19 protein-coding genes and 2 pseudogenes are annotated in these 16,125 nt (G+C 66.5%); 13 read left to right on the top strand and 8 right to left on the bottom strand.

Features of this window, described 5'->3' with window-relative positions:
- Window positions 1-20 precede the first annotated feature (20 nt).
- The 5 genes from OG709_RS00225 to OG709_RS00205 all read right to left on the bottom strand — a co-directional run bounded on the left by OG709_RS00225 (window position 21) and on the right by OG709_RS00205 (window position 3,469).
- Window positions 21-1,261 (bottom strand): IS3 family transposase gene (locus OG709_RS00225; protein ID WP_326695751.1). Its coding sequence is split into 2 segments (ribosomal slippage): window positions 21-988 and window positions 988-1,261, totalling 1,242 coding nucleotides; the frame shifts between segments, so codons are not numbered across the junction.
- Between the two features lie 969 nt (window positions 1,262-2,230).
- On the bottom strand, window positions 2,231-2,503 hold the full coding sequence (locus OG709_RS00220) for a hypothetical protein (RefSeq protein WP_329164178.1): 273 nt from the start codon (window positions 2,501-2,503) through the stop codon (window positions 2,231-2,233).
- Between the two features lie 380 nt (window positions 2,504-2,883).
- Window positions 2,884-3,129 (bottom strand): hypothetical protein, encoded by a 246-nt coding sequence (locus tag OG709_RS00215; RefSeq protein ID WP_326695753.1) that lies wholly within the window; start codon window positions 3,127-3,129, stop codon window positions 2,884-2,886.
- Window positions 3,126-3,269: a hypothetical protein gene (locus OG709_RS00210; RefSeq protein WP_326695806.1), complete on the bottom strand. Its 144-nt coding sequence runs from the start codon at window positions 3,267-3,269 to the stop codon at window positions 3,126-3,128. The genes OG709_RS00215 and OG709_RS00210 overlap by 4 nt, the downstream gene beginning before the upstream one ends.
- Window positions 3,266-3,469 carry a hypothetical protein gene (locus tag OG709_RS00205; protein WP_326695754.1) on the bottom strand — a complete coding sequence of 68 codons (204 nt, stop codon included), beginning with the start codon at window positions 3,467-3,469 and terminating at the stop codon, window positions 3,266-3,268. The genes OG709_RS00210 and OG709_RS00205 overlap by 4 nt, the downstream gene beginning before the upstream one ends.
- A 172-nt stretch (window positions 3,470-3,641) precedes the next feature.
- On the opposite strand from OG709_RS00205, the gene OG709_RS00200 reads away from it, so the two are divergent.
- The 5 genes and pseudogenes from OG709_RS00200 to OG709_RS00180 all read left to right on the top strand — a co-directional run bounded on the left by OG709_RS00200 (window position 3,642) and on the right by OG709_RS00180 (window position 6,927).
- Complete coding sequence (locus OG709_RS00200) at window positions 3,642-4,394, top strand: DUF6879 family protein (RefSeq protein ID WP_326695755.1); 753 nt, start codon at window positions 3,642-3,644, stop codon at window positions 4,392-4,394.
- 15 nt (window positions 4,395-4,409) lie between these two features.
- Window positions 4,410-5,267: a helix-turn-helix domain-containing protein gene (locus OG709_RS00195; RefSeq protein WP_326695756.1), complete on the top strand. Its 858-nt coding sequence runs from the start codon at window positions 4,410-4,412 to the stop codon at window positions 5,265-5,267.
- A 94-nt stretch (window positions 5,268-5,361) separates the two neighbouring features.
- Window positions 5,362-6,174 carry a DUF6042 family protein gene (locus OG709_RS00190; RefSeq protein WP_326695757.1) on the top strand — a complete coding sequence of 271 codons (813 nt, stop codon included), beginning with the start codon at window positions 5,362-5,364 and terminating at the stop codon, window positions 6,172-6,174.
- Between the two features lie 8 nt (window positions 6,175-6,182).
- Window positions 6,183-6,281: pseudogene (locus OG709_RS00185) on the top strand (kinase); the annotation flags it as partial.
- Window positions 6,282-6,744: 463 nt separating this feature from the next.
- On the top strand, window positions 6,745-6,927 hold the full coding sequence (locus OG709_RS00180) for a DUF6233 domain-containing protein (RefSeq protein ID WP_326695761.1): 183 nt from the start codon (window positions 6,745-6,747) through the stop codon (window positions 6,925-6,927).
- 18 nt (window positions 6,928-6,945) lie between these two features.
- Here the strand turns inward: OG709_RS00180 and OG709_RS00175 are convergent, their stop codons facing one another.
- Window positions 6,946-7,176, bottom strand: a complete 231-nt coding sequence (locus OG709_RS00175) for a DUF6207 family protein (protein ID WP_326695762.1) — start codon at window positions 7,174-7,176, stop codon at window positions 6,946-6,948.
- Between the two features lie 875 nt (window positions 7,177-8,051).
- Here OG709_RS00175 and OG709_RS00170 point away from each other — a divergent pair.
- The 6 genes and pseudogenes from OG709_RS00170 to OG709_RS00145 all read left to right on the top strand — a co-directional run bounded on the left by OG709_RS00170 (window position 8,052) and on the right by OG709_RS00145 (window position 12,223).
- Window positions 8,052-9,029, top strand: a complete 978-nt coding sequence (locus tag OG709_RS00170; RefSeq protein ID WP_329164174.1) for a helix-turn-helix domain-containing protein — start codon at window positions 8,052-8,054, stop codon at window positions 9,027-9,029.
- Window positions 9,030-9,052: 23 nt separating this feature from the next.
- Window positions 9,053-9,487 (top strand): hypothetical protein, encoded by a 435-nt coding sequence (locus OG709_RS00165; protein ID WP_326695764.1) that lies wholly within the window; start codon window positions 9,053-9,055, stop codon window positions 9,485-9,487.
- A gap of 709 nt (window positions 9,488-10,196) precedes the next feature.
- Window positions 10,197-10,676, top strand: a complete 480-nt coding sequence (locus OG709_RS00160) for a hypothetical protein (protein ID WP_326695765.1) — start codon at window positions 10,197-10,199, stop codon at window positions 10,674-10,676.
- A gap of 267 nt (window positions 10,677-10,943) precedes the next feature.
- Window positions 10,944-11,237 (top strand): annotated as a pseudogene (locus OG709_RS00155) (ATP-binding protein); the annotation flags it as partial.
- Window positions 11,238-11,380: 143 nt separating this feature from the next.
- Window positions 11,381-11,917 carry a hypothetical protein gene (locus tag OG709_RS00150; protein ID WP_329164171.1) on the top strand — a complete coding sequence of 179 codons (537 nt, stop codon included), beginning with the start codon at window positions 11,381-11,383 and terminating at the stop codon, window positions 11,915-11,917.
- A 3-nt stretch (window positions 11,918-11,920) separates the two neighbouring features.
- Window positions 11,921-12,223, top strand: coding sequence for a hypothetical protein (locus tag OG709_RS00145; RefSeq protein ID WP_326695767.1), 303 nt, complete (start codon window positions 11,921-11,923; stop codon window positions 12,221-12,223).
- A gap of 35 nt (window positions 12,224-12,258) precedes the next feature.
- Here the strand turns inward: OG709_RS00145 and OG709_RS00140 are convergent, their stop codons facing one another.
- The gene (locus tag OG709_RS00140) at window positions 12,259-12,699 is read right to left on the bottom strand and encodes a hypothetical protein (RefSeq protein WP_329164169.1); all 441 of its coding nucleotides are present in this window, start codon (window positions 12,697-12,699) and stop codon (window positions 12,259-12,261) included.
- An 88-nt stretch (window positions 12,700-12,787) separates the two neighbouring features.
- Here OG709_RS00140 and OG709_RS35965 point away from each other — a divergent pair.
- A protein-coding gene (locus OG709_RS35965; RefSeq protein WP_442815352.1) for an IS630 family transposase occupies window positions 12,788-13,860 on the top strand; the annotation gives its coding sequence in 2 pieces (ribosomal slippage) (window positions 12,788-13,298 and window positions 13,298-13,860; 1,074 coding nt in all).
- A gap of 39 nt (window positions 13,861-13,899) precedes the next feature.
- Here the strand turns inward: OG709_RS35965 and OG709_RS00125 are convergent.
- A complete protein-coding gene (locus OG709_RS00125) occupies window positions 13,900-14,781 on the bottom strand; it encodes a barstar family protein (protein WP_326695769.1) in 882 nt (293 codons plus the stop codon).
- Window positions 14,782-15,060: 279 nt separating this feature from the next.
- Here OG709_RS00125 and OG709_RS00120 point away from each other — a divergent pair, with 279 nt between their 5' ends.
- Window positions 15,061-16,080, top strand: coding sequence for a NucA/NucB deoxyribonuclease domain-containing protein (locus OG709_RS00120; protein ID WP_326695770.1), 1,020 nt, complete (start codon window positions 15,061-15,063; stop codon window positions 16,078-16,080).
- Window positions 16,081-16,125 lie beyond the last annotated feature (45 nt).

Genomic DNA, 16,125 nt, shown 5'->3' with positions numbered 1-16,125 from the left:
TTCCGGGTTCGGTAGAGACTCTAGATTGTGGCTGTGACCTGCGGTTCTTGGGTGTTCTGTTGGTAGTAGGTGGCTTCGTATTCGACTGGTGGGACGTGTCCTATTTCACCGTGGAGTCGTCGGTGGTTGTACCAGTCGGCCCATTCGGCCGTGGCCAACTCGACGTCGCTCAGGGCCTTCCAGGGACGCTGCGGTTTGATCAGCTCGGTTTTGTACAGACCGATGGTCGATTCCATCAGGGCGTTGTCCAGGGCGTCGCCGACGGTGCCGATGGAGGCCGCGATCTGTTCGGACGCCAGGTGGGCGGCGAGCCGGAAGCTGGTGTATTGCGAACCGGCATCGGAGTGATGGATCAACTCCCGTGCCATCACAGGGGTGTTCGCGCGGTCACGTTGCCACAGGCCCATCTCGAGTGCGGACAGCACCAGCGGGGTCTGCTTGTTCGTCGCGGCGGACCAGCCGACAATCCGGCGGGAGAAGGTGTCCACGACGAACGCGACGTGGACGGTGCCGGACCAGGTGGCCACGTAGGTGAAGTCGGCGACCCACACCCGGTTGGGGGCGCTGGCCACGAACTGCCGGCCCAGCCGGTCCGGCGCCCGGTCGGCTTCCTTGTCCGCCCTGGTGGTGACGATCTTCTTCCCGCGCACCGCCCCCGTGAGGCCCTCGGCTTTCATCAGGCGCTCAACAGTGCACCGCGCCACCTGATGACCTTGCCGCTTCAGCTCGGCCCAGATCTTGCGGGCCCCGTAGACGCTGTAGTTGTCCCGGAATATCTCCACGATCAACGGAGCCAGTTCCGCGTCCCGCATGGCACGGGCTGACAGCGGGCGCTTCTTGTGTGCGTAGTAGGTGGACGGGTGGATGCTGCAATCGTGCTCGGTGAGCGTCCTGCAGATCGGCTCGACTCCGCCGAAGCGGTCCCGGTGCTCGTCGATGAACGCTACGAGCGTGTGTGTGGCCGGTCGAGCTCGGCCGCGAAGAAACTCGCCGCCGCCTTCAAGATCTCGTTCGCCCGCTTCAGCTCGGCGACCTCCTTCTTGAGGGCTTTGAGCTGGGCGGATTCCTCGGTCGTTGTCCCGGTCCGAGCACCGGCGTCGACCTCGGCCTGCCGCACCCAGTTCCGCAGGGACTCCGGCCCGATGTCGAGCTTCGCGCCGATCGACCGGATCGCCGCGGACTCCGTCTTGTACTGATCACGAGTCTCCAGGACCAGACGCACGGCCCGCTCCTTGAGCTCCTTGGGGTATTGCTTCGCCATAACGGACTCGATCCTTCCAAAAGATCGAGCCTCGATCAAACCCGGAACGGTTCAACTGACCCCTGTCGAATTCGAAACCGTCATGACCACACCGGCCCTCCAGGCCGCGTGACTGAACTTGTCACCCAACCCTGCATCAGACCCTTCCCCTTGCCGTCCCGGTCTTTGAAGATGCTGGTGACCGCGGGCGCAGTCACCACCCCTCCCAGCGTCATCGCCGCCGAAGGACCAGACATGTTGAACAGGTTCCTCCGACGCCGTACATAGCCGCTCAAGCAGAGCCCCCTGAAACGAAGTAACGAACCATTTGGCGCAACGGATCATTCTGGCAGTCACTCAGTCGGCCTCGCGCCGCCGGCGTCCTCGCACTGGGCGCCATCTGGGGCTGGCACCCGCCCGCCGCACTCCACACGGCCGGAGCCCGCCACCTCCTGACCGATCACACCCGCATCGGACCCTCCCTCCTGCACCACCTGACCCCGATCCCCGCGAACTGACCCACCCGTCCCGCTACAGTGGAAGGACACCCGCACAACGGGTGTCCTTCCTGACTTCCAAGGGACTCAAGGCATGCGCGCGATGCGGCGACAGGCGCCAAGCGCCGGTCTGGACCACTGAGGCACCACCTCACTCGGTCCGGGTCGGCGCTTACCCCCGCGCCCCTCACCCGTCACCCCCCCTTTGTGAGTTGCCTCCATGCCTGTGCTCCCTCCCGTCGGCCGTCTGCGATGGACCGACGTCCCCGCCCCGCTGCGGACCCGCCTCAAAACCTCCCTCGGCTCCCCCATTACGGATGCCGTCACCCCTGCGGGCGGCTTCGGCCACCAGCTGGCCGCCGCCCTGACCCTTGCCGACGGGCGCCGCTTCTTCGTCAAAGCGGCCCCCACAGACGACCCCCTCACGGCCGCCAACCTCCACGAAGGCGCCGTCCTCGCCTCCCTGCCCCCGGGAGACGGCCCGGCCCCGGCATTACGTTGCGGCCAGCTCCGGTACTTCGAGAGCTTCGGCCACCCTGCGGGCCAACTGCGCCACCTGTGGCGGCAGGTAGCTGTCCAGCGAGTCGACATCGTCGCACAGCTGTGCCTTCAGCCCGTGCGGGCACGCCTCGGTGAACAGCTTCTGCGGGTCGTCCTCAGGTTGCTGCGCTTGCTCGACCTGCCGCTGGCCCCGAGCGTGCCGCATCCGGTTCGACGGCGCTCGCATCGCCTCGTACGAGAGCGCCTCGCCCACCAGGCCCGTCACGTGTGCGCGGTCCTCTTCCTGCGAGCCGTGACCGGATCTCTTGCTGCCCGACCCGGACGTAACTCTGCAGCGTGTGGGGGGCCATGGCGGTGTGCTCGCAGTACGCGGCCATCAGCATGGCCACCATGTCCATGGTGTCCGCCGCATTCGTGGCCCGGTACAGCGTCATCCGCTTCCAGTCGCGTGCGAGATCCGGCTCGGTGTAGCGCAGCACCTCTTCGCAGTTCATGACACTTCGGAGACGAGCTGGTGAACTGCCTGGCGCAGTGGCTCGGGCATCGGGGTGGGTCCCTTGGCCCGCACGGGACCACACATGGTCACGGGTCCGCGTTCCGAGCTGTAGCCCGTCATGCCGCGGGTAGTTCACCGGTGGGCCGGGTCTATGCGGTGGTTCCGGGGTCCACGGGCCTCACGCGTTCCAGTGGTGTGTCCCATTCGAGGCCGCCGCCTTCCGGAACCATGAACGCTTGTCGGCTGACCAGGTTGCCCGTCTTCTTGAGCCGTTCCTCGAGGACGCCTGTGAGCAGACCGGTGCGTTCCGAGATCGTGTCTCTGACGAGAGTGCCGCGGGGGTAGGGCAGTTCGCCGTGGCTGAGTGTCGTTGCCGGCTTCTCGGATCCGTTCACGCGCGGACTCCTGTCTGGATCGCTTGGGCGAGGCGGGCGGCGACGTCGGAGCGCACCCGCCCGAGGTCAATGAGCCGCAGTGCGGGCGAGGCGGTGTCGAGGACCAGGGCGCCGGTGTCCGGGGGCGGCTGCTGGGTCATGCGGACCCTCGGCGCAGCGTGTCGGCGAGCTTCAGGGCCACGTCGGCCCGGATGCTCCCCAGAGTGACGAGGCCCAGGTAGGGCGATGCGCCGTCGGTACCCAGGGACGGGAGCACGATGCCGGCCGCCGTGAGCGCCTCGCGCAGGGTCTCGGTCGCGGTGTACGGGTCGATCGCATCGCGGTCGTGTCCAGTAGCCATGAAATCGACGCTACGGACGGCAGGTTGAGGAGCGCCAGGGGAGTTTCTCGAAGTTTCTTGACCCCCTGACGGAGTTGCGCGATGTTATCCATGAGGGCCTGCCAAAGTCAGTACGGAGAGCACTGGCCTCGGTGATGCTGGATGGATCAGTCCTCGACGAAAGGAACTGATCATGGCGCGACGACTGCGCTTCAACGGCACGGGAAGCGGCGGCGGTTCCTGCCCCGCAGTGCATGAGGACTTGGACACGGGCGAGATCATCGTGCACGGGCCGCGCCTCACCGACCCCGAGGCGCTCGCCCAGCTCCAGCACATCGACGAAGACGAGATCCCGGTCGTCATCCCGCGCAACACCCTCATCGACTTCGGACCGAAGGATCGCGAGGAAGAGCCGCGCATCCTCACCCCCGAAGAGTTTGCGCGGATGTTCGAGAACTTCCGGCACAGCGCATGGCACCTGGAGATGGCCCGCGGCTACGCCGTCGACAGGGCGACCAGCACCTACCAGCAGTTCGTACGGGGCGAGACGCCTACGTGGGACATGGCCTCACCGTGGGCCCACACCATCACCGCCAAGACCGCAGACGGCGCGAGCGTCGCGCGGGTGCGCATCGTCGACGACCCGCCGACCGAGGGACAGCGCTACCTCCTCGCGCACGCCGAACACAACGAGCAGCTGGGTGAGGACGTCCGCAACATGTGGCGCGCGGACGCCGAACGCCACAACCTCCCCGACGAAGACTTCTGGATCTTCGACTCACACATCGTCGCCGTGTGCCTCTGGGACGAGGCGGAGAACCTGACGGGTGTGGAGCTGATCTCGGAGCCCGCACGGGTCAACCAGTACAACCGGTGGCGTGACGCCGCCATGCACTATGCCCTCCCGTACCCGGAGTTCGTGGCGCGGATGGCAGCGGGGGAGTAGAGCAGGTGAGCACCGGTGGGTACGGACTATCAGCAGGCGCGTGAGGATCTCGGAATTCGGCTCCGGGAACTGCGGCTCACCGCCCCTGAGGGTCGGCTCACCGGTACGCAGCTCGCGACCCGCCTCGGCCCGGGGTGGTCCAAGGTCAAGGTCAGCAAGCTGGAAAACGGCCGCCAGACCGCGACCTCCGAAGACCTTCGCGCGTGGGCACAGGGGACCGGGCAGCCCGAGACGTACGACGAACTCCTGGCCCGGCTCAGAGGATTCGAGTCGCACATTCGCTCATGGCGCCGGCAGCTCGCGGCAGGGCACAAGACGGTGCAGGACGCGGCAGCGGCGGAGGGGGAGCGGACGGAGGTCCTCACCATCTGGGAGAACTGCCTCATCCCCGGCATGCTGCAGATCCCGGACTATGCCCGCCACGTCTTCACCCGCCACTCCGAACTCATGCGCTCCCCCCGCGACACCGAGGACGCAGTACGTGCCCGGATCCAGCGCCAGGAGGGTCTGTACCAGCGCGGCAGGAAGTATCGGATCATGATGTGGGAGGGGGCGCTGCGCTCTCTGGTCTGCCCCCCGCCCGTACTCGCCTCGCAGCTCCATCATCTGGCGGGGGCCATCGGCCTGGACACCGTCGAACTCGGGATCATCCCGTTCAGCGCCTCGCTGAAGATCTTCCCCGGCAACAGCTTCTGGATCTATGACGAACGCCTGGCCATCGTCGAAGACTGGCACGCGGAACTCTGGATCGACGACGTGGCCAGCGTCGCCACCTACCTGCGCGTCTGGAACACCCTTCAGGAATCTGCCGTCTACGGGGCCGACGCCCACCACATCATCAACACGGCCAGGCGCGCCCTGACCCCGCGCTGACGACCCGCAACTTCCCGGCCTGGAGTAGGAACGCTCCCCGCACCACAGTGCGTACGCTGCGAGCGTTGGGCCCGTTTTCGAGGAAGAGCTGCGGATGACTGAGAACCCGTCTGTGCCCGGCCGGCGCCGGGATATGGCGATGCACAACGACTGGTTCGTCTCGGGCTGGGACCACGTGCTGCCCCGCCAGGGCTTCCCCCTGACGATGCTGATCGGGACCGCGAGCCAGCCCGGCTGCACCGGTTCGCTGGACGACCTGGTGCAGGAGATCTTCGACGGCCACTGGGACATGATCGGCGGCGATCTCGATGGAGCGCTCACGTTCTCGTGGCCTGATGAGGAGTGGGACTACGAGGAAGCGCCGGAAGGCCGCGAGGCGTGCGAGGCGCGGCGCTGGGAGCAGTTCGGCGCCATGCTGACGGCTGCTGGCTACCCGGTGCCCACAACGGTGCGGGACCTGTCCGAGCTCTACCTGACGTGGGGCCTGGCCAGCCGCGCGGAGACACCGGACGGCGCCCGGTGGTCGATGCCCGCCGCGCTCCCGCTGCCCGGCGACCTGCTCCCCTTGGATTCCGAACAGAGCCAGCGCCTCGACAAGATCCGCTGGACGCTGCGCACCGGGCCGCTCGTCAACACCCTCATCAACCATCTGGTCGACGATCTGGGTGAACCGCAGGAGGTCCTCACCTCCCTGGACCGCCTGGCGGCCGCCACCGGCCAGGACGCCGACGACGTCCGTCTCGCCCTCGCGGAGCTCGTGGAGTCTGGGGACGCCCACGTGCAGCGCGGCCAGGAGCCCGCCGACGCCGAGCGCCTGGAGGCCCACCGGCGCTTCCGCCTGGTCATGGACTGGGAGCACTTCCACGAGACCCGGATGCAGCTGAGCATCGCGGGCGACGACACGTGACGCAGAGCGTGCCGGGCACGGTCGGAACGCAGGACACGCGCCTGATCGTGCTCCGCGGCAACAGCGCCTCGGGGAAGTCGTCCGTCGCGGCCGGCCTGCGTGACAGGTCGAGGGCCTGCACCTCCAGCTACGCGATCTCACCATCCTGGTGAGCACCCACTCCTTCTGGGAGACGCTCGGTGGCGAGGACCTGGTGGAGGCCCGGATGGCACTCAAGCACTCGACCGGCCGAGGAGCCCGCCGGTACTCGCTCTGCCTAGACGATGAGCACCGAATCCGCCCCGCACCACGTCACACCACAGCCCCGCCCACCCCAGAGAACAGGAACTCACCGGAGTCCTGGAATCCCGCCGGCAGATGGAGAACGGGACCTGGCGCTACCTGGTGGTACTTCTTCTGTGGCACAACACAGATGGCGCCGTCGACGCCGTGCCCGCGGAGTTGCGGATGTGGCTGCCACCGGACCGGGTACGACCCGTTGACGGAGTGTCGTACGACCCTGTGCCGACCCATCCTCTGCCGCCGTCTCCCGTGCCGGTTCCGGCCGGGCCGCGTTGGGGATGGCGTGTGGTGAGCGTGCTGGACCACCGCCGCCGACCGCGGGGCCAGATGGTTCACGTCCACGACTGCGAGGTCGCGGGAGAGGCCGGGCGGGAAATCGATCTCGACCAGGCGCTCACCGCGCTGCGCGGACCCGGCGGCGGGGCGTGCCAGGAGTACGACGCCGCTGCGGCACTTCTGCCCCTGCGGTAGTGCTCTCCACGCTGGCCTTCACGGGGTCGGATCTTGGGTGCCATCGCTGTCGTAGTGCCGGAGGTTCGCGTACAGCCGTGTGTGGATGCCGGGTTCGCCGGGTGTGCGCTGGACGGGGCTGACGCCGGAAGTCGCCCAGAGCTGGCTGAGTTCGGTCATGGTCTGCAGGGCGGTTGATTCGTCGGCCGCGGTGATGTCGAGAACGACGAGTCCGGGTTCGGCTACGTGTTGTGCGTCGATCTTGTCCATGCCTGGCCCGACGCGGGGCGGCGTCGCCGCGGTTCGCCTGGTGGGCGGGAATCACCCGCACGGGGATCCGCGGGTGACGCAACGATTTGTTGACAAACTTGTGGATCTTCGAGCGTTTCGGTGGAGGGCGCACGGTTGTCGCAATGGGGGTAGGGCCCGTGCACGCGGGCGCACTTCCGGCTGGGCGAATTCAGGGCCTTCGCCACGCATGCCCGATTCTGTTGACCGATTTTGATCACTTACCGGACTGTTTCGTGCAGGACAGTAGTTGAGCGTTCATTAAGTGGGGGATGGGTACCTATGCCCACGACGCTACTTTGTGGCACTAGTTGCCTGCGGAAGGTAGTACTGTCCGATTCCCGGTTCTAAGCCGGGCAAGCAAAGACCCCGGCTACTGGTTGGTCGCCTCGCCGGGGTCTGTCGCTTCTCACGCGTCAGCTCCGACCCCGAAGGGAATCCCCTCGTGATTCTTCACCGACACCGAACCCGTCTCCCTGCACGTGCTTCTGCAATTGCACGGAAACTGCGCCGTGAACGTATCATCCCTTTCCCGCACCCGGTTCAAACGCGGGAGAGAGATGCCATGTCTGTCATGGCTGTCGCAGTCCGGGGAAACCTGCTCGTCGTCGCGCTTTCCCTGCCTCTTCTCGCGATCCCGGGCCTCCTTCTGCCCCGGGTGCTGCCGTTCCTGACGCTTCTCCTGACGGCCTCTCACGGATCTTCGCTGGTCTACCGGCGAATCCGCCGACGCTGATCTGACAGGCCGTGCGGCGGGAACACCACCTCCCGCCGCACGGCCGCAGCACAGATCGCCACCGCGTCAGCGGGCGGGCAGGCACAGATACCCGCCCCGGCACCCCCGAAAGAGGTCACCCGTGTCTATCCGTTCGCAGTCGGGCCCCGCACGGCCCGCCCGCTCCGCGCCCTGCGTCGACACCGATCGCGCCACCCGCTGCACCGAAGCCGTCCGCGACATCGCCGAGGACCTCACCGCACTCTCCGAAGAACTGATGCAGAGCGCCTACGGCATCGCCACCCCGACAACGGAACTGCTCGACCGCGTCGTCGCGATCAAGAGCCTGACGCAGGAAGCGATCGGAGCCCTCGTCGTACGCCAACGCTCCCAGGGCGAACCGCTCGGCGAACTCGCGGAAATCCTGGAGCGCACCGAGGACCGGCTGCGCAAGAAATACAACCCGCACATCGTCGACCAGGCCCTGACATCACGTCACCGACCGCGCCGCACCACCCCGGACAACCAAACCGCAGCCGACCTGCCGGATACACCGAACCCGCTGCGCCAGCCACGCCAGCGTCTGGCCAGCGCGCTCACCCTCATGTGGAACGGCTCGCACATCTCCCAGCGGGAACTCGCCGACCGCATGAAAATCCACCCGTCCTACGTATCACGCATACTCTCCGGCCAGCGCGACGTCTCCTGGCAGCACGTCAAGGCCATCTCCGATACGTGCGGGGGCAACTCCGCTCTGATGAAACCCCTCTGGGAAACAGCCGCCCGAGTACGCCCCTCAGCCGCAGAACCCGTCCAGGCCCTGCGCACCTACCTGCAAGCCCTCCACTACGCTGCCGGATCCCCAAGCGACGAGACGCTCCTCGCCTCCGCGCAACACATCACCGCTACCGAGCTACGACAGGCGCTCGACGGCCCAGGCGTCCCCGTGTGGCAGGTGGTCGCACGGCTCACCACCGTCCTCCACGGCCTGCCCGACACCATCCGACCACTGTGGCGCCAGGCCCACGCCAACGCCGAGACCAGCACACTCAACGCCCAAGTCCGGCGCCAGGCCCGCGCCAGCGCCAAGATCAGCACCCTCCGCGCCGAGTCCTTCTGACCCTGACCATCAGGAACAGGACCATGAAGCCCGTCCGACCCACCCTGCTCACGAACGCCTTCTACGCCTTCTACGATCTGCACCGCCCCGCCTACCACGCCTACGCCGCAGCCCTCCTCACCCCGGAAGAGGCACGGCTCGCCGCCTCCCACCTCTTCGATCTCATAGCCAGCAGCTGGACCACCATCGTCACCAAACCGCGCCCCTCCGCCTGGGCCTGGGAGAAACACACCAGGGCCGTCGCCCACCGCAGCGGCCACACGCTCACGGCAGCCGAGAGCACCTCCCTGCTCCACGACAACCTGCTACTGAGCATCGATCAGATCGCCACCGTGACCGGCGCTGAGCCAGCAACTGTGACCGCGCTCCTGGCAGCAGCCCGCCGAGAGCACCTCCGCAGACCGGGCACCGCGCAGAACCTGGCCGACCAAACCGATGACCTCGCCGAGGCCCTCTGAACAGAAGCGGCCGGAGGCCTGCTGGTTCTCCTGGATCGCCGTCCAGGCAGTGCGCTCCAGCTCTATCGGGTCTTCGGGAAGGTCATCCCGGCGCCGCCGACTTCTACTACGCCGAAACGGAGATGCGGCGCCTGGACCGTTGGCGCAGCCGAGTGGAGCGCGGCCTACTCACCGGGTACTGGGCCCTGCCCGGCTACGGTCTGCGGACCTCCCGCGCGTTGTCCTAGCTTGCCCTGGCCATGACCGCCACTGTCCTGACGCTGATGATGTGGGGTCTGCCCACCAACGACCGGAAACCCTGCACCACCGGCACCCTCCCCGCCACCGGACAGACTCTGGCCCTCATCACACGAACCCCGCCCCGGCTGTCACCGACTCCGCCGACAGCCGGTTCACCGCCGAGCGGGCCGCGAAGGCCACACGCGCCGCCATCAACTCCGTCGACTTCCAAACCTTTGACCAGAACCTCACCACCACCGGAGAAGACATCGAGATGACGTCACGCTTCCTCGAACCCGTCCTTCTCGGCTTCGCCGTTCTCGCCATCTGCGAGCGGCCACTTCAAGTTCCGTACGGCCAGCGAATGTGTCACATACCGTGACGACTTCTTGATCAAGATGTTGCCTGTGCGGCCGAGTGGAAACGTACCGTTTCGGCCTCAGCGCTGCCCGAACGAGACCAGCAGCGCAGCACCTTGGGGGTAGTTGCCGTGAGTTCTGCCGTGCTTGCCGACGGGCGTTCCGACTTCGACTTCATCTTCGGCGACTGGCAGGTACGCAATCGCAAGCTGGTGGACGTCACCGACCCCACCTGCGAGGAGTGGATCGAGTTCGATGCCACAGCGTCGGCGGAGCCAGTCCTTGGCGGACTCGGGCATGTCGATCGGATCTTCGCCGAATCCTTCGAGGGTTTCACACTGCGGCAGTTCGACCCGGAGGCCAAGGTGTGGCGGATCTGGTGGGCCTCCAGCGGTCGACCCGGGCACCTGGACCCGTACGTGGAGGGCTCCTTCACCGAGGGCGTCGGCACGTTCTTCTGCGACGACGTCCTCGGTGGGCACGAGGTCAAGGTCCGTTTCCAGTGGACCACCCGCAACCCGAAGGCCCCGCGCTGGGAGCAGGCGTTCTCCTACGACGGCGGAACCACCTGGCGCACCAACTGGATCATGGATCTCGCTCGGACTGCCTAGACAGCTCTTCACACTCCGTAGCCATCCACACGGCCGGCCAGCTCCCCGCTATCTGGGATTTCAACTGGCCGCTGTCAAACATCCGAACCGCGTCAAACGCTGAATCCCTCCACGGCCCCCGGCCGTCCTTGAGGACGGGTATCCCGTCGCCCCGACCGTGCTCGACGAATTGCATGTCCTGAGCACGCCGCGCCGGCCGCAACGCTGGCCCTGGCGTGACGCTCGTTGCAGACAGAGAAGAGAGGGGCTCAGCTCCCGTTTATAACTCCCGGGGTCGGCAAGACGCATATCGCCGTCGCCCTGGCCGTCGCAGCCTGCCGGGCCGGCTACTCGATCTACATCACGACCCCCGACGACATGGTCCGCAACCTCAAGACCGCCGAAACCGCCGGACGGCTGGTCAACAAGCTCGGCACCTACCTGCGGCCCAGCGTCCTCGTGGTTGATGAGGCCGGCTACCAGCCCCTCGAACGCGCCGAGGCGAACCTGGTCTTCGAGGTGATCTCAAAGCGCTACGAGAAGGGCTCGATCATCCTGACCTCGAACAAGACCTTCAGTAAAGTGCACATGTTCCGGCGAACCTGTGCCAGGCAGCGCCGAAACAGGGCAGGTTCCCGCCTTGTGGTGAATCGGCCCGTTCATGGGGTAGTCGGCCGTGAATACTCAGTACCCGCAGAACACGTGGACATGGAATTCTGTCCCTCATGAGCGAGCCGACCCCCTACGACCATGACCAATCCGCGTACTCCCGTGAAGGACTGGCCCGGCTCGTACTTGCCGACCACGCCACAGAGGTAGGGGACAGCGCCGCCGGGCTGGTGGGTACTCGAAGCGATGTTGATACCGGACTCGCCGGTCGCGTCAGCCAAGCCCGACAGCTCATCGAACTGGCTGAGCGGACTCTGAACTCGGCCGTCGTCTACGAAGTCGAACGCGGCAGCTCCTGGGCACAGGTCGCGGCCTACCTGGATATCAGCGCTGAAGAGGCCCGAGAGCGGTACACCCCCGCTGTCCAAGCGTGGAGCACCGCATTCGAGGAGCAGTATCGGTTGGACGAAACGGGCCGCAAGCGCATCCCCCAGCTGCCCACCGCGGCATACGACCCCAACTGGGCATGCACTCAGCTGGACCGTTGGGCCTTCCTGCGGCATGTCGGGATCGACGACAGGCAGGCCGTCAGCGCTGGCCTCGTCATGGCCGACACGGCGGACGAACCCGTACCGGCAAAGGACGGGAGCTGAGCGATGGCACTCTCTGGACTCGACGCCGAACGGGCCATCCGGCTCTCGGCCTTGACCGACGAGCTCCGCCCCCTGCTGGCGACAGGCTCGGAGATGTCGGCGATCCAGTCGATGCTCAGCGCGCGTGGCATCGGCGTGATGGACTCCATCATCGTCACCCGCGAACTGCTGGGCGCTGGGCCGGGAGACCTTGGTCTGGCAAAGACCCTGGTCCTCGCCACTCCGGCGCGCAATGGCGAACGGGAACAGCACCACGCACTTGTCGACGAACTGCTCGTGGCGCTCGACGAGGATGGCCAGGCCTGACCACATTCCGAGGCAATGCCGGGGCTGACTCGAGGTCACGGTTGCGTCGGACTCTGGGCTTTACGAGCGATCCGGAAGTCACGGTATCCGTCGCACACAATGCCCTGATTGACCCAGCGTCCGGGATCCGTTCCGAACTCCTGAACGGCCACCTGGAGGGCTTCCTCGGGAGTTGCCAGGACGGCGATTTCCCGTCCCCAGCTCTCTTCGTCCGGGTCCAGGGGCGGGAACTCGGTGACGTCGTGGAAAGTGTCGGTGCCGGCGTCCACGACTTCGTTGAGATAGACGGTGACGCCCGAGCGGTCGGGGCTGATGGCAATCCAGCGAACGCCTTGGCGGCCGTCGCGTTCGATGCCGCCGAGGAACTGCTCGATCTCCTTCCCTCGATGGAGTGCTCCAAGGGCGAACACGGGCGTCAGGTGTCGCACCTCAGTGTCTCCGCTCACGCTGTTCGGGGATGCGTCCAGCATCGACATGGTCGGGAAGGGCCCCGCAGCGGTTACTGAGGTTTTCGTGTTGTCGTCGGGTGGTGACGGTTCTTAATTCCTGCGGTATGCCGGTGGGGTGAGGTATTCGGAGGGTGGGGGCCTGACCGCTGAGCGTCGGGCGTTTCGTGAGGAGATCCGGCTTCAGGCCGGGCAGCGGTTCGCGGCGGGTGAGAAGACCTTGGTGATCGCGAAGGACTTGCGAGTGAGCGTGCGGTCGGTGGAACGCTGGCGTCGGGCCTGGCGCGAGGGCGGCATGGAGGGCCTGCGTTCCGCGGGTCCGGCGAACTCACCGACCATCACCGATGCCCAGTTCGGCGTGCTGGAGGAGGAACTCGGCAAAGGCCCTGCGACGCACGGCTTCGAAGACGAACGCTGGACCCTGGTCCGGGTCCAGGTAGTGATCCGCCGTCGGCTGCGAGTGAGCGTGTCGGTGGCGACGGTGTGGCGGCTACTGAAACGGCACGGCTGGTCCTGGCAGGCGCCCGCCCGCAGAGCACTGGAACGTGACGAGCACGCGGTGGAGCTGTGGAAGAAGGAGGTGTGGCCCCGGGTAAAAGGCTCGCGGCGGCCTCTGGGGCCTGGATCGTCTTCGAGGACGAGGCCGGCTTCTCGATGACGCCGCCCCGTGCCCGTACCTGGGGCCGGCGCGGGCATACCCCCGTCATCCGCGTGCGTGGCAGGTCCCGCCGCCGGACCTCGGTTGCCGCGCTGTGTTGCTACAAGGCCGGCGAGAAGAGCCGTGTCATCCACCGGCCCCGCACGCACCTCCTGCTCAAGGGCGCCCGCAAGAGCTTCTCCTGGCAGGACTATCGCGACCTCCTGGTGCGGGCACACATCCAGCTCGACGGACCGATCGTGGTGGTCTGGGACAATCTCAACACCCATCTGGCCGCGGGGCTGAAGCGGTACGAGGCCGAACACGACTGGCTCACCACCGTCCGGCTTCCGCCGTATGCACCCGACCTGAATCCGGTCGAGGCTGTCTGGTCACTCGTGCGCAGAGCAATGGCCAACACCGCATTCACCACCCCCGACGACCTCGACCGCAAGCTCCGCAGCGAGTTACGCAGGATCCAACTCCGGCCCCGTCTCATCGACGGCTGTCTCACCGCCACAAGACTGGCCGTCAACCCACCGACCCCGCCTTGAAAACCTCAGTAGGCGTGCCCCTGAGGCACCCCCGCGTTTTCACCGACGTTTGGCGTCGAGCGCTTCGTCGCTGTTCCACATGACGGGCATGGCTCCGACCGGTTCGAACTGGATATCCGGGTCGTTGCTGTGGAGCAGGCAGAAGAAGCGGCGCCGAAGCACCGCCGCCTGGCGGGCCTGGTCGGCGACGATGTCCAGAACGACCTGGGCCGCTCGCGGGCAAGCGGCGGTGAAGTGGTCGTAATCGGTGATGGACAGGACGAGCCCAGTACCCTCTGGTGAGCCGTCGTACGGGCCGTAGCAGGCCACATCGCCGAGACAGTCGTTGAGCGCGTCTAGGTTGTGGCCGTAGTAGTCGGGGAACTGCAGCGCGGCGGCAACGTCCCTGTGCATGTCCTGCTCGGAGGCCCATTCGCCCGCGGCGAGGTGGACGACGCGGAAGCCGCACTCTTCGAGCCGCAGTTCGGCTTCCGTGAGGAGCCGTCGGCGCCAGAAAAGGGTGACGAAGGTGTTGTCCATGTACTCGATGCCGGGAAAGCGGGTCGAGGCAGCGCCCGGTGCCGAGTTCTGGGCGGATTCACTCCGGTACGCGTCCAGGAGGCGGAAGAACTCCTCGACCGGCGTCGAGCCTATGGGGGTGTTGCGTTCGATCTCGGCTGCCCAGGTGAGGGAGCCGGCGATGTCGCGTTGCTCTTGGAGCCAGCGGTTGAAGTCGTCCTCGGGCCAGAAGGCGAAGGGTTCCTCGATGCCGTGCACACCGAGCGCTGCCCGGTAGCCGGTGAGCAAGGACTGCAGGTGCGGGAGCGAGCTGCCGGGGACCCACATGCCGGGCCGGAGCCGGATCTGATCCAGGAAGTCGTACACGTCCGTGCAGTCCTGCCAGTGCTTGGCCGTGAGGCGCGGGCTGTCTTCGGTCGGCATGCTCCAACCCTACGGTGCGAACGTTGGGGTGGTGGGCGGTGGTGTGAGGAGCCGGGGCCGGAAATTAGAGGCAGCCGATAACTCGGAGCCGTGTCACCGAGCGGGTTCCGCTGTTGCAGTTCTCGCCGTCAACGATGGTGTCCAAAACCCGACTTGTCCTAATAGGCAGTGTCCTAACGGCCAATAGATCGATGACCGCTGAAGTGCCTATTGTGTTCGCCTCACGGACGGCAGCCGGGACGAGGTGCTGTCCGTCCACCAACGAGGGGACACACACTCATGCGCATCAGCGCGTCCAGGAGGGCCGTCATCGGTGCCACTCTCGGCACCCTCCTCCTTACCGGCATCAGCACCGCGACCGCGCAAGCCGCACCGGAGAAGTACAGCATCACCGTTGCCCAGGCCTCGGCCGTCAAGAACGTCTACGCCAACACGGATGCCGCCGCGAGCTGCAGGATCAACACCATCACCCTCACACGCACCAGCATGTGCATGGATGTCGGCGCTCGCCTCGACCTGCTCAAGAACGGCAAGCCGGTCGGCTCTGCCACCTTCGACATCAAGCACTTCATGACGCTGAAGACCAACAAGCTGAAGTGGACAGAGAGCTTCACCGTCGGCAAGGCCAGGCTTGTCAACGCCGGCGGCATCCGCATGAATCTGTCCGTCGGCGGCGGCAAGGGCGTCAAGACCGCCGTCAAGTTCCCGCAGGGGTCCACCCTCGGCACAGCCCACAAGGGAACCATTGGCTACGCCGCCAGTGTCGGGAAGAAGAAGCAGCTCGCCAGCCCGGCCTCCTACCGGTTCACCTTCACCAAGCCCGGCTACACAGCAGGCGGCTTCACCTACAAGTCCGGTAAGTACCGCTGCGACGACACGTTCTGGGGCCCCAAACAGCGCACCAAGAACCCCGGCTGCGTCTTCCCGTCCGCATCCCCCGTCTTCAGCCTCTCCCGCAGCGACGCGAAGGTGAAGCAGTCCGCCAACCACATTCTCGATGCCCAGCGCAAGATCGCTGGTCACCCGGGCGCCTCCACCCCGCTGCACCGCATCACGAACGAGAAGACCATCAACGCCCACCGCAAGGCCATGTGCGCGAAGGTGCACAACCCCGACCCCAAGAAGTACGACTGCGACGAGTACCCGTTCGCCGCCAGCAAGGAGGGCGGCAACCCGGCCCGCGGCAGCACCCGCATCATCTCCGCCGGTGACAACCGCAGCGCCGGCGCCCGCCTCGGCGGCTTCTACAAGGCCCAGCGCGTCCTCAACGGCGACGGCTACTACGTCGGCATCAAGTAAGACATGCAACGCGCCTGCCGCAGGTCCCGTCTACCCTTCCAGGAC

The sequence above is a fragment of the Streptomyces sp. NBC_01267 genome, assembly GCF_036241575.1.
GTDB lineage: Bacteria > Actinomycetota > Actinomycetes > Streptomycetales > Streptomycetaceae > Streptomyces.
Note: the sequence above shows the minus strand (reverse complement) of the source record. Positions and strands in the feature narration are given on the sequence as shown.